Below are 12,596 nucleotides of genomic sequence, written 5' to 3'. Positions count from 1 at the left end.
GCCCGGGCAACGTGACCGGGGTCACGCACATACGTCCCAGGTGCATCCCAGGGGGCAAAACCGACACTCTCCTCGCGAATCCCGCCCCCGAGACCACAACACCGTCGATCCTAAGCGACTTCCGCACCGCCTTGTACTACTCGGTCAGTTCCGCGCGCAGCCGCCCCTCGTCCACCCGCCAGAACGTGTGCTGCCTGCCATCGATCAGGACGACCGGAATCTGCTCCCAGTAGGCGTCGTGGAGTTGACGGTCCTGGGTGATGTCCTTTTTCTCCCAGGGGACGTCCAGTTCGTCACACACCTTCTCGATCACCCGCTCCGCGTCCTCGCACAGGTGACAGTCCGGCTTGCCGATGAGAGTGACGAACCGCTCACGAGGAGCGACTTTGCGTCGGAAGAGTGGGCTCATACCGGCCATTGTCCCGCTCGTTTAACGGTGCGGTCGCGGAGAGTTCACAGCCTCCAAACCTCTCGACTCCGGAAGCTCCGAACAGACTGGCTATGCTCACGACATGGCCGCTCTCGGATGGCTCACTCCCCGTAGGCGTTCCGCCACGGCGCGGAGCGTGTTGGCAGGCGAGGCCTCGGCTGAGGCAGCGCGCAAGTCGGTCCCCGACTCGGCGGAGGAACCGGAGTTCCCGGTGCTCGGTGACGACAAGGCAGCCGCGTTCTTCGACCTGGACAACACGGTGATGCAGGGTGCCGCGCTGTTCCACTTCGGTCGGGGCCTGTACAAGCGGAAGTTCTTCGAGACCCGTGACCTGGCCAGGTTCGCCTGGCAGCAGGCGTGGTTCCGGCTGGCCGGGGTCGAGGACCCCGAGCACATGCAGGAGGCGCGCGACTCCGCGCTGTCGATCGTGAAGGGGCATCGCGTCGCCGAGCTCCAGTCGATCGGCGAGGAGATCTACGACGAGTACATGGCCGAGCGGATCTGGCCCGGGACGCGGGCGCTGGCCCAGGCGCACCTGGACGCCGGGCAGCGGGTGTGGCTCGTCACGGCGGCGCCGGTGGAGATCGCCCAGGTGATCGCGCGGCGGCTGGGGCTGACCGGGGCGCTGGGCACGGTGGCCGAGTCGGTCGACGGCGTGTACACGGGCAAGCTGGTGGGCGAGCCGTTGCACGGGCCGGCCAAGGCGGAGGCGGTGCGGGCGCTGGCGGCGGCGGAGGGGCTGGACCTGTCGCGGTGCGCCGCGTACAGCGACAGCCACAACGACATTCCGATGCTGTCGCTGGTGGGGCACCCTTACGCGATCAACCCGGACACGAAGCTGCGCAAGCACGCCCGGAGCCTGGACTGGCGGCTGCGGGACTACCGGACGGGGCGCAAGGCCGCGAAGGTCGGCATCCCGGCCGCGGCGGGCGTGGGGGCGGTGGCCGGCGGTACGGCCGCGGCCATCGCCTTGAGCCGTCGGCGCCGGTAGCCGCCTGAATGCCTGCGGCGCCTGTGCGGGGTGGGTGGGGGTGCGCGGTGCCTGCGGCGCCTGTGCGGGTCTGGTGGGGGTGCGCGTAGCGCCTGTGGTTTGTTTGGGGCCGGGGTGGGGGGTGTCCGTCCTCGGTCCGGCGGGGCTGTGGGTTCAGATGTGCGGGGCAATGGACGCCGGCCGCTGCGGGCGGACACCCCCTACCCCGTCCCCTTCTCGCCGACGGCGGCTGCACCCTCCAGGGGCGCGGCCAGTCACATGTGGGCCGCACTTGGGGGCTTGGCTGCACACTGCCACAACACGCCCCGATGGTGACCGAAACGCGATCTCGATCGATCAACAAACGGTCACTCTGCGGTACTTGAAGCGGCGTCATTCGGTTACAGAAGCGACGTAATCGATGATTTGAGCAACTGGGTGTAGCAGCGCCTGTACGAAGCGTTATTCTCCTCAGACGCAATCCGGTACCCCTCCGTCGCTACGACGGGTGAACGGTCCCGCACTGCTCGTGATGGAAGCTCTGCCTCTGGGAGTCCCGTGTACCCACACGTCGGGGTTGACGCCTCGGGCCTGGCTACGCTGCGCGCAACGGTCCGCGACCTGTTGCGCGGCTTCGTCCCCACCGCGTACGCCGTCCCCGCCCTCGCCGTAGCCACCGCCCCCGTCGGTCCGTGCTACGCGCTCGCCGACGGCAGCGCCGCCGTCGGCAGACGGGGGCGTTCGGCCGGTGCCGCGACGGCCCGGCGGCCCGCCGCGGACAGCGACAGCGCCCGGATGATGGATCTCGTGGAGCGCGCCCAGGCCGGTGAGGCCGACGCGTTCGGGCGGCTCTACGACCAGTACAGCGACACCGTGTACCGGTACATCTACTACCGCGTGGGCGGCAAGGCCACCGCCGAGGACCTGACCAGCGAGACCTTTCTGCGCGCGCTGCGGCGGATCGGCACCTTCACCTGGCAGGGCCGGGACTTCGGCGCGTGGCTGGTGACCATCGCGCGGAACCTGGTGGCCGACCACTTCAAGTCGAGCCGGTTCCGGCTCGAGGTGACCACCGGGGAGATGCTGGACGCCAACGAGGTCGAGCGGTCTCCCGAGGACTCCGTGCTGGAGTCGTTGTCCAACGCGGCGCTGCTGGATGCCGTGCGCCGGCTCAATCCGCAGCAGCAGGAGTGCGTGACGCTCCGTTTTCTGCAGGGGCTGTCCGTCGCCGAGACCGCCCGGGTCATGGGGAAGAACGAGGGCGCCATCAAGACCCTCCAGTACCGGGCCGTGCGCACGCTCGCCCGGCTGCTGCCCGACGACGCCCGCTGAGCACACTCGGCTACGCCCAACTCACGTTCAGTGAAAGTCCGTTGACTTCCCGATCCGATCATCCGCCGTCCGTAACCCAAGTGCCGCGCCGCTCGTTGTGCGGGATGCAGGCTCCCTGTGGTCACTCCCTGGCCGACTCCGATCGCTCGATCGTGTGGACGTGTCCGGGGCGTGCAACCCTCAGGACCCCCTGGGGAGTCGACCGTCATGACGAGAGGAGGTGCCGCCAGTGATCGCGAACGTATCGGCGCACCGGCGGGCGAACGCCTTCGCCCAGGCCCTGGAGGAGTCCGACCGGGACACGGCGGCCGAGCAGTCCGAAGCCCCCCTCGCGGAACGGGCCGAGGAGGGCGAGCTGTTGGCCCTCGCCGCCGGTCTCGCCGCGCTGCCCAGGCCGGAGCTCGACCCGGAGGTCAAGGTCGTCCAGCGGGCCCAGCTGGTGGCCGCCTTCGAGGCCATGCTGCTGGAGGGCGCTGGTGGCGAGGCGGACGCTTCGGTACCGGAGCAGCGGTCCCACCGGGCCCGGGGCACACACCGGGCGAGCCCGCTGGGCAAACTCCGGCCGCGCTCACGGCTGACCAAGGGCCTCGCCGCCGGCGGGCTCAGTGTCGGGGTCGCCGCCGGTGCCTTCGGCGGAGTCGCCGCCGCCAGCTCGGACGCGCTGCCGGGCGACTCGCTCTACGGCCTCAAACGCGGCATCGAGGACTTCAAGCTCACCTACCTGACGGACGGGGTGGGCGAGCAGGGGCAGGCATACCTGGACCTGGCCTCCACCCGGCTCAACGAGGCGCGCCGGCTCATGGACCGCGGCCGCGGTGGGCACCTCGACCACGAGTCCGTCGGCGAGATCCGCCGTGCCCTGTACGGGATGCAGCACGACGCGAGCGAAGGTCACCGGCTGCTGCACGAGGCCTACGAGCGCGATCCGGACTCGCTGGGCCCGATCCAGGCCCTGTCCGCCTTCTCGCGTTCCCACCGCGAGGCCTGGGGCGCGCTGCGCGACAAGCTGCCCGTGCAGCTGGGCGACGTGAGTGAGCAGGTCTCGTCGGTGTTCGACGCCATAGACGAAGAGGTCGCTCCGCTGGAGTCCCTGCTCCCGCAGCCGGCGGCCCCGGGCGACGGGAGCGGGAGCCTGCCGGGTTCGGGTACGACGTCCACGGGGTCGACCGGCTCCGGCCGTTCCTCGGCGCCCAGCACCGGCAGCGGCTCCGCCGGCGGCGGGCACTCGGGCAGCCCCAGCAAGTCGGCCACCTCCGGCACCGGCGACGGCCTGCTCGGCGGCAGCACCGGCGGGCTCCTCGACCCGCCGAAGGACAGCGGCAGCGCCTCGCCGTCCGCCAGCAAGTCGCCCACGTCCGACCCGGACGTGACGATCCCGCCGCTGCTGCCGGGACTGCTGCCCGGCCTGGGGATCGACAGCCAGGACGCCAACTAGGACCGTGCCGTGCATATGGGGTGCCCTCCGTGAGGGGGGCACCCCGTTGTCGTGGGAGGAAGGTTCTAGAAGAACACCGACCGGCGTTGCACCAGCAGCTTGTACAGCGTGTGCTGGATCTGCTCCCTGACCTGGTCGGTCAGGTTGAACATCAGCATCGGGTCCTCCGCCGCCTCCGGCGGATAGCCGTCCGTGGGGATCGGCTCGCCGAACTGGATCGTCCACTTGGTGGGCAGGGGGATCGCGCCGAGCGGGCCGAGCCACGGGAACGTCGGCGTCAGCGGGAAGTACGGGAAGCCCAGGAGGCGGGCGAGGGTCTTGGCGTTGCCGATCATCGGGTAGATCTCCTCCGCGCCGACGATCGAGCACGGGATGATCGGGGCGCCCTTGCGCAGCGCCGTGGAGACGAAGCCGCCGCGGCCGAAGCGCTGGAGCTTGTAGCGCTCGCTGAAGGGCTTGCCGATGCCCTTGAAGCCCTCCGGCATCACCCCGACCAGCTCGCCCTGACCCAGCAGGCGTTCGGCGTCCTCCGCGCAGGCCAGCGTGTGGCCCAGCTTGCGGGCCAGCTCGTTGACCACGGGCAGGACGAAGACCAGGTCCGCCGCGAGGAGCCGGAGGTGGCGGCCCGCCGGGTGGTTGTCGTGGACGGCGACCTGCATCATCAGGCCGTCCATCGGGAGGGTGCCCGAGTGGTTGGCGACGATCAGCGCGCCGCCCTCGGACGGGATGTTCTCGACGCCCTTCACGTCCACCCGGAAGTACTTCTCGTACAGCGGGCGCAGCAGGGACATCAGGACCTGGTCGGTCAGCTCCTCGTCGTACCCGAAGTCGTCGACCTCGTAGTCCCCGGTGAGGCGGCGGCGCAGGAAGGACAGGCCGCTCGCGATCCGGCGTTCCAGGCCGCCCTCGTCCTGCGGCTTGTCGGCCGGCTGTTCCTCACGCGTCACGGGAACATCATCCTGCGCGAAGGCCCGGCCCGGCAGGGGTTGGACCTCACGTACCAGCGCGGGTTCCGCGGTCTTGCGTCGGCTCCCCGCGCCCCGGCGCCGCGGCGGCCGCTGTACGGCGCTCCCGCGGGACCGGTCGTCGTCGAACGGAATGACCTTGGCATCCGCCATCGTTGATGCGCTCCTCAGTTGGCGCTCTGCGTCGGGGGGTGGCCACCGCCCAGGGCGGGCAGTGCGGCGATCCGGTCGACGGCCCCCGCGAGGGCCTCGGGGGGCAGGAGTCCGGGACCGTGCGTCTTGGCGAAGTCCGCGAACGTCTCCGCCGTCGTGTACTTCGGCCGGAAGCCGAGTGTCTCGCGCATCTGGTCCGTCGCCACCACTCGGCCGTGGGTCAGCAGCCGGATCTGTTCCGGCGAGAAGTCCGTCATACCCAGCGTACGCACCAGCGAGCCCGCCCACGTGACGGCAGGCAGCAGCAGGGGCACGGTGGGCCGCCCGAGCCGCCGTGAGCACTGGGACAGCAGCAGGACACCATCGCCGGCGATGTTGAAGGTGCCGCTGTTGAGCGTGCCCCGCTCCGGTTCGTGCGAGGCGATCCTGAGCACCTCGATCACGTCGTCCTCGTGCACGAACTGCAGCCTCGGGTCGTAGCCGAACACCGTCGGCAGGACCGGCAGCGAGAAGTACGAGGCGAGCGGCGTGTCGGCCGTCGGGCCGAGGATGTTGGCGAACCGCAGCACGCACACGGCGACGTCCGGCCGGCGACGGGCGAAGCCCCGTACATAGCCCTCGACCTCGACCGTGTCCTTGGCGAAGCCGCCGGAGGGCAGCGACTTGGGCGGAGTCGTCTCGGTGAACACGGCGGGATCGCGGGAGGCGGAACCGTAGACGTTCGTACTGGACTTCACCACCAGCCGCTTCACCGTCGGCGACTTCTGGCAGGCGCCGAGCAGCTGCATGGTGCCGATGACGTTGGTCTCCTTCAGCGTGGCCCGGCCGCCGCTGCCCAGCGGGGTTCCGGTCACGTCCAGGTGGACGACCGTGTCGGCGCTCGTCTCGGCCAGCACCCGCGCGATGGTGGGCTGCCGGATGTCGGCCTGGATGAAGTCGGCACCGCCCAGATGGTGCTCGGGTGGCACCGCGTCCACGGCGATGACACGGTCCACCTGCGGGTCACGCTGGACCCGTCGTACGAACCGGCCCCCCAGTTTGCGGGCCACTCCGGTGACGAGCACGACCTTGCCCAAGATCAGCGCCTTCCTTCCAGCCCTCGTATGCTGCCGCGTTCCCCGTGTGCGGCCAACTTAGCGGGTTGTTGTTGCGCTGTGATGACCGCCCAATGCATGAAGTGACGGCATCCACAGTCGTATGAACAGACCAAGCCATGTGAATCCCGTGCGTAGGAACCCCGCGCGGGACAGGCGCATATGCGTGTGGCCCCCCACCTGCTGCGGTGGGGGGCCACACGAGACACGCTCTACGGCGTCGCCTACTTCTTGTTGCGACGCTGAACGCGCGTGCGCTTGAGCAGCTTGCGGTGCTTCTTCTTGGCCATCCGCTTGCGCCGCTTCTTGATAACAGAGCCCACGACTACCCTCGCTCACTTCTCATCACTCGGTGTTTGGGCGCCATGGGCCCACACGACCTACGAGGGGCTAGCCTACCCGCCCGAGCGCCGAGGTCGTAATCGAGGGGTCGGGGGAGATCCAGAAGTGCCCTGAGGATCCCCCCGGACCACCGTCGTCAGGCGGTTTCCACCCCCACGTAGCTCTCACGCAGGTACTCGTGTACCGCTTGCTCCGGGACGCGGAACGAGCGCCCGACCCGGATCGCGGGCAGATGACCGCTGTGCACCAGCCGGTACACGGTCATCTTCGACACTCGCATCACCGAGGCGACTTCCGCCACGGTAAGGAACTGAACCTCGTTCAGAGGCCTCTCGCCAGCTGCAGCCATGACACACCTGAACCTTCCGCACTCGACGGCCACCGGCTTCCCCTTCCGGTGACTCTTCGTCGTTGCGTGCTCACTCCCCAATGTAGGGGCGGGTGATGCGAGTGGGGAAGAGGTGCACCCATCGGCGGCCTACTGTGACAGACACGCTCGATTGAGTACGTAGCGGGTAAGCGGCCGGTAGTAATCAGACCGCACAGCGTCATCAAGTGGAACGACGACGGACACGACCCCCTCCGCCTCCCCCACAAAGAGCGCAGGGTCATCCGTATCGGCAAGACCAATGGCCTCAAACCCCAGCTGACCTGCCCCGCAGACCCATCCGTGGTCCCCGATCACCAGCTCCGGCATGGGTCCGCCGGCCTCGGCCGCGGCGGCCAGGGCGGTGCGAACCGGCAGCGGTGAGTGCGAGTGCGCGCCGGTCTCACAACCGGGGCGGGGCCCGCCGGGTTCCCGCACGAGCGCGACTCCTTGTACGTAGTCAAGGTTGTACGTGCGTAGGCCGAACCGGGTCGTTATGTCGACACAGTGACCCTGCGCCGGGGTGAGGACGGCACATCCCGCCGCCGACAGGGCGTCCGCAAGCGCGGCGTAGAAGCCGAGCAGCCGGTGGGGGTGGCCGGTGCCGAGCAGCACCGGCCCGCCGCGCTCGGCGACGGCCGCGAGGCGGTCGGCGAAGGCGTCCAGAGCGGTCAGAGTCAGCCCCGGATCGATCACATCATGGCCGGAGACGTGATGCGGATCGGCCGAAACACCGCACTTGTCGGCCATCAACTCGATCACATCGCGCTGCTCCCACGTCCATTCGGGATCGAGCCCGATCGTCACGCGGGGGTCGCGGGCCGCGAAGAGGCGGTAGCTGCGCAGGCTCTCCTCACGCGAGGTGGCGACGGTCCCGGCGAGCCGGGCGGCCAGGAGATGGGCGCGCATTGCTCCGGTGGTCAGCACGTCAGCGATGGTGGCCGACGCAGGACCGGGGCGGGGCGGGAACAGCGGAACACCGCACGGTCGGCGTAACGGACGCCGGTGACAGAACGGTGACAAAGAAGCCCACAACCAACGCACAGGCTCCCCTGTCTCACCAAGCGTGGACGGCAACGACCAACCGTCCCGCACCCGTTGAGAACGTCCAGAACTGGGGGAACACCATGAAGAAGCTGCTGTCCCGTCGTACGGCCCTCACGGCCACGGCGCTCACCATCGCCGCCCTCGGCGGCACCGTCGCCGCGACCGTCCCGGCCTCGGCGGCCACCGCCTCCGCCTACAACGGCGCCTGCGGCACCGGCTACACGGTCATCGACTCCACCCCGGTCGGCAGCTCCGGCACGGTCTACCTGACCTGGAACGAGTCGACCGGCAAGAACTGCGCCGTGACCGTCCGCAACACCTCCGGCGCCCGCATCCACATGGCGGTCAGCCTCGCCGCCCTCGACAGCGGCCGGCCGGCGGCCCGCGACTCGGGCAACTACACGAGCTACGCCGGCCCCGTCTACGTCAGCGCCCGCGGCTACTGCGTCGCCTGGACCGGCGAGATCGGCACCGCGTCGGCCGGGGACTCGGGCCACTGCGGCTGACCCGCCCACCGGGGAGGTGCCGTCCGGCGGCGGCACCTCCCTACGCCAGCAACCCGCGCAACGGGAACACCGCCCGCCGCGTGGCCAGCACCGCCTGGTCCAGCCGGTCCGCGGGGTCGTACCCCGCCTCCCACTCGGCGTAGGACACCGGCCAGCGCCCGTCCGTCATCCGCGCCGGCCCCAACTGCCGCGTCCGCGCGAACACTTCCTGCCGCCACTCCTCGGGGATCATCGCCTCCGGCTCCACCGGCCGCCCCGCCGCGATCCCCACCAGATGCGTCCACGACCGCGGCACGACGTCCACCACGGCGTACCCGCCCCCGCCCAGCGCGACCCATCGCCCGTCGGCGTACGCGTGCGCCAGCTCATGGCACGCCACCTGCACCGCCCGCTGCGCGTCCAGCGACACCGCCAGATGCGCCAGCGGATCCTCGAAGTGCGTGTCGGCCCCGTGCTGCGTCACCAGCACCTGCGGCCGGAAGTCGGCGACGAGCTCCGGTACGACCGCGTGGAACGCCCGCAGCCACCCCGCGTCCCCGGTCCCGGCCGGCAACGCCAGATTGACGGCCGACCCCTCCGCCGCCTGGGCCCCCGTCTCCTCCGGCCACCCGGTCTGCGGAAACAGCGTCCGCGGATGCTCGTGCAGGGAGATCGTCAGCACCCGCGGGTCCTCCCAGAAGGCCGCCTGCACGCCGTCCCCGTGGTGCACGTCCACATCGACGTACGCGATCCGTTCGGCGCCGAGCTCCAGCAGCCGCGCGATCGCCAGCGAGGCGTCGTTGTAGATGCAGAACCCGGACGCGCCCCCCGGCATCGCGTGGTGCAGCCCGCCCGTGAAGTTCACGGCGTGCAGCGCGTCCCCCCGCCACACGGCCTCCGCGGCCCCCACCGACTGCCCCGCGATCATCGCCGACACCTCGTGCATCCCGGCGAACGCGGGATCGTCCAGCGTCCCGATCCCGTACGACCCGTCGGCCGCCCCCGGATCCGCCGAGGCCGCCTTCACGGCCTCGATGTAGTCCTCCCGGTGGACGAGCCGCAGCGTCGACTCCCCGGCGGGCTTCGCCGCCACCACCCGGACGTCCTTGTCCAGCCCGAAGGCTTCGACGAGTCGCCTGGTCAGGGCCAGCCGGACCGGATCCATCGGATGGTCCGGCCCGAAGTCATAGCCCGTTACTGCCTCGTCCCACATCAGCTGTGCGCGGCCGCTCATGCCCGCCACCGTATCGGTCCGGTTCGGGCGCGAACGAGCGGGCGTACACCAGGGTCACCAGCACCAACACCATCGGCACCAGCATCGCCCCGCGATAGCTCCACGCGTCCCCCAACGCCCCCACCAGCGGGGACCCCACCAGGAAGCCGACGTAGTTGAAGATGTTGAGCCGCGCGATCGCCGCGTCCGACGCCCCCGGGAACAGCCGCCCGGCCGCCGCGAACGTCTGCGGCACCAGCACGCACAGCCCCAGGCCCAGCAGCGTGAACCCGAGCATCCCCACCCAGGCCCCCGGCGCCGCGGCCACCACGGCGAACCCGCCCGCCGCCACCACCGCGCCCATCCGCACCACCCGCACGGCCCCGAACCGCCGCACCCCGAAGTCCCCCAGCGACCGCCCCACCAGCGTGGTCACCATGTACACGTTGTACGGCACGGTCGACAGCTGCTCCGAGCTGCCCAGCACGTCCTTCAGGTACTTGGCGCTCCAGTTGGAGACCGTCGAGTCGCCGATGTAGGCGAAGGTCATCACCAGGCACAGCGGCAGCAGCAGTTTGAAGACGACACTCCCGCCCTCGCTCGACACGTCCGCCTCACCCGAGGGCCCGTCCCCGTCGACGTACCACCGGCTCCCGACCAGCACGGCCGGCAGCAGCACCGCGACGACCGGCAGGTACGACACCCACAACGCCAGATGCCAGTGCGCGCCCACCCACGCCAGCGAGGCCCCCACGATCCCGCCGAGACTGAACGCGGCGTGGAAACTGAGCATGATGCTGCGCCCGTACGACCGCTGCAGGCTCACCCCGAGCATGTTCATCGAGGCGTCCAGCCCGCCGACGGCCAGCCCGAACGCCGCCAGCGCGACCCCCAGCTCGGCCATCCGCCCGCCCGCCCCGACCCCGAGCAGCGCCAGCAGCACCACCGGTTGCAGCCATCGCAGCAGCACGCTGGGCCGGACCCGCTTCACCAACTGCTCGGTCGTCACGCTTCCCACGCCGGCCAGCACGGGGACGGCGGCGAGGAAGGCGGGCAGCAGCGCGTCGGAGACGCCGTACCGGTCCTGGATGGCCGGGATGCGGGTCACCAGGAGAGCGAAGGTGGCGCCCTGCGCGAAGAAGCTGAACGCCAAGGAGGCCCTACCGCGCCGCAAGACTTCTGTCATGGCGGCGAGCGTAGGGCCCCCGGCTACCTGTGGGTAGATCCGGCCAAAGATGAATTTCCTTCAGCTTTACTTACGGCGCCTTCAGGCGGCCTCGCCGGCCCTTCAGGCGGCGACGGCGACCTCGGCCGGGGCCGTGCGGGCGGCCGCGTCCACCTCGGCGGTGAGCATCCGCGCCATGGGCTCGGCGGCTGCCCTGCGACTGACGAGGAAGGCCGACGTCATCGCCCCGGCCAGGAGGACCGATCCGAGCCAGACCATGGTGTCGACGGGCACGGTGTACGCCCCGACGAGCCGCACCGCGCACTCGGCGAGCAGGGCCACGCCCCACACCGCGGAGAAGACCCGCTCCAGCCGCCGGAACGCGCCCGAGCCGGCCGCGAGCCGCTCCCAGGCCGCCTCCCTCGCCGCGTCCCCCCGCGTCAGGAAGGGCTTGACCGCCTCCGTCATCATCGGCCGGCCCCTCACCACCGACACCAGGACGGCGATCCCGATCACGCTGCTGACCCCGCTGTCCTTCGCCAGCATCAGCCGCGGGTCACCCGAGACGAAGCTCAGCGCCAACGACACCACGTTGACCACGAGGATGAGGGCCGCGAGCCGGTTCGTCTTCCGGTCCCTGGCCGCGCTCCACACGGTCCGCACGGCCGGCACCAGGCTGCTGACGGCCAGCGCGGCGAAGGTGCTGGTCCCGAAGGCGTCCTTGAACAGGTAGTACGACCCGACGGGCACCGCCACGTCCACGATCAGCGGCCCGAAGGTGTTCTGCTTGCTCGTCTGGTTGGTGTCGCTCGTCTTCGTCGTCATGCCCTCTACCTTCGCGGAGGGCACCCCCACGGCAGTAGAAACGATCGTCCGGGACCCGGCATGACATTTGTCAGCCCAGCAGCCCTGCCAACTCACACATGTCATCGAAGAGTTGATCAGCCTGGGCGAGCTTGTCGGCCGGCGTCATCGCGGTGAACCCGTACACGTCCATCCCGGCCGCCACGGCCGCCTGCACGCCCAGCGGGCTGTCCTCGACGACCACACACCGCTGCGGTGCGACCCCCATCCGCTCGGCGGCGTACAGGAACAGATCGGGCGCCGGCTTGCCCCGGCCGACGTCCTCCGAGCTGAAGATCCGCTCCTCCCCGAACCACCGGTCCAGCCCGGTCGTCCGATGCCCCACCCGGATCCGCGCATGACTCCCGGACGAGGCCACGCAGTACGGCACCCCGTCGGCCGCGAGCTTCTCCAGCACGCCGACCACACCGGCCACGGGCTTCAACTCCCGCTCGAAGGCGGCGAAGACGCGCGCGTGGAACACGTCGTCGAAATCCTCGGGCAGCGCCTGCCCCGTCCGCTCCAGGACCAGATCGTGAACCCGGTGCATGGCCGACCCCATGTAGTCCCGTATGGAGTCCTCGTACGACGTCGGGTGCCCCAGCTCGGTCAGGTAGGCGGCCAGGAGCCGGTTGGAAATGGGCTCACTGTCGACGAGCACGCCGTCGTTGTCGAAGATGACGAGGTCATAGCGCATGGGGTCACTGTAAGCAGCCACTGTAAACGCAGAAAACCCCCGTACCGATTAACCCGGC

14 protein-coding genes are annotated in these 12,596 nt (G+C 70.3%); 4 read left to right on the top strand and 10 right to left on the bottom strand.

The features are described 5' to 3' along the window. Positions 1-136 precede the first annotated feature (136 nt). Positions 137-418 (bottom strand): glutaredoxin family protein, encoded by a 282-nt coding sequence (locus tag ACYF6T_RS31590; RefSeq protein ID WP_461700739.1) that lies wholly within the window; start codon positions 416-418, stop codon positions 137-139. Positions 419-512: 94 nt separating this feature from the next. On the opposite strand from ACYF6T_RS31590, the gene ACYF6T_RS31585 reads away from it, so the two are divergent. The 3 genes from ACYF6T_RS31585 (at position 513) to ACYF6T_RS31575 (ending at position 4,167) form a co-directional block, all read left to right on the top strand. Further along, positions 513-1,421, top strand: a complete 909-nt coding sequence (locus tag ACYF6T_RS31585; RefSeq protein ID WP_461700738.1) for an HAD family hydrolase — start codon at positions 513-515, stop codon at positions 1,419-1,421. 537 nt (positions 1,422-1,958) lie between these two features. After that, positions 1,959-2,732, top strand: a complete 774-nt coding sequence (locus tag ACYF6T_RS31580; protein ID WP_461700737.1) for an ECF subfamily RNA polymerase sigma factor, BldN family — start codon at positions 1,959-1,961, stop codon at positions 2,730-2,732. Positions 2,733-2,961: 229 nt separating this feature from the next. After that, positions 2,962-4,167, top strand: coding sequence for a DUF5667 domain-containing protein (locus tag ACYF6T_RS31575; RefSeq protein WP_461700736.1), 1,206 nt, complete (start codon positions 2,962-2,964; stop codon positions 4,165-4,167). 65 nt (positions 4,168-4,232) lie between these two features. Here the strand turns inward: ACYF6T_RS31575 and ACYF6T_RS31570 are convergent, their stop codons facing one another. From ACYF6T_RS31570 to ACYF6T_RS31550, 5 genes are all read right to left on the bottom strand, one after another. After that, the gene (locus ACYF6T_RS31570; RefSeq protein WP_461700735.1) at positions 4,233-5,285 is read right to left on the bottom strand and encodes a lysophospholipid acyltransferase family protein; all 1,053 of its coding nucleotides are present in this window, start codon (positions 5,283-5,285) and stop codon (positions 4,233-4,235) included. Between the two features lie 14 nt (positions 5,286-5,299). Further along, positions 5,300-6,361, bottom strand: coding sequence for an NAD-dependent epimerase/dehydratase family protein (locus ACYF6T_RS31565; RefSeq protein ID WP_461700734.1), 1,062 nt, complete (start codon positions 6,359-6,361; stop codon positions 5,300-5,302). Positions 6,362-6,603: 242 nt separating this feature from the next. After that, positions 6,604-6,702, bottom strand: coding sequence for a 30S ribosomal protein bS22 (locus ACYF6T_RS31560; RefSeq protein WP_003948845.1), 99 nt, complete (start codon positions 6,700-6,702; stop codon positions 6,604-6,606). Positions 6,703-6,857: 155 nt separating this feature from the next. Continuing rightward, positions 6,858-7,070: a helix-turn-helix domain-containing protein gene (locus tag ACYF6T_RS31555; protein WP_004984898.1), complete on the bottom strand. Its 213-nt coding sequence runs from the start codon at positions 7,068-7,070 to the stop codon at positions 6,858-6,860. 129 nt (positions 7,071-7,199) lie between these two features. Then, the gene (locus ACYF6T_RS31550) at positions 7,200-8,015 is read right to left on the bottom strand and encodes a phosphatase (RefSeq protein ID WP_461700731.1); all 816 of its coding nucleotides are present in this window, start codon (positions 8,013-8,015) and stop codon (positions 7,200-7,202) included. A 200-nt stretch (positions 8,016-8,215) separates the two neighbouring features. On the opposite strand from ACYF6T_RS31550, the gene ACYF6T_RS31545 reads away from it, so the two are divergent. Next, positions 8,216-8,641, top strand: coding sequence for a spore-associated protein A (locus ACYF6T_RS31545; RefSeq protein ID WP_461700730.1), 426 nt, complete (start codon positions 8,216-8,218; stop codon positions 8,639-8,641). A gap of 40 nt (positions 8,642-8,681) precedes the next feature. Here the strand turns inward: ACYF6T_RS31545 and ACYF6T_RS31540 are convergent, their stop codons facing one another. The 4 genes from ACYF6T_RS31540 to ACYF6T_RS31525 all read right to left on the bottom strand — a co-directional run bounded on the left by ACYF6T_RS31540 (position 8,682) and on the right by ACYF6T_RS31525 (position 12,538). Then, positions 8,682-9,854 (bottom strand): acetoin utilization protein AcuC, encoded by a 1,173-nt coding sequence (locus ACYF6T_RS31540; RefSeq protein ID WP_461700729.1) that lies wholly within the window; start codon positions 9,852-9,854, stop codon positions 8,682-8,684. Then, positions 9,805-11,019 carry an MFS transporter gene (locus ACYF6T_RS31535; RefSeq protein WP_461700728.1) on the bottom strand — a complete coding sequence of 405 codons (1,215 nt, stop codon included), beginning with the start codon at positions 11,017-11,019 and terminating at the stop codon, positions 9,805-9,807. Before ACYF6T_RS31535 ends, ACYF6T_RS31540 begins: the two co-directional genes overlap by 50 nt. A 102-nt stretch (positions 11,020-11,121) precedes the next feature. Continuing rightward, entirely contained in the window at positions 11,122-11,823 is a 702-nt protein-coding gene (locus tag ACYF6T_RS31530) for a VC0807 family protein (RefSeq protein ID WP_461700727.1), read from the bottom strand. A gap of 70 nt (positions 11,824-11,893) precedes the next feature. Next, on the bottom strand, positions 11,894-12,538 hold the full coding sequence (locus ACYF6T_RS31525; RefSeq protein ID WP_461700726.1) for an HAD family hydrolase: 645 nt from the start codon (positions 12,536-12,538) through the stop codon (positions 11,894-11,896). Positions 12,539-12,596 lie beyond the last annotated feature (58 nt).

It is taken from the genome of Streptomyces sp. 7R007 (assembly GCF_054850255.1).
This window is presented reverse-complemented; position numbering and strand designations above follow the sequence as displayed.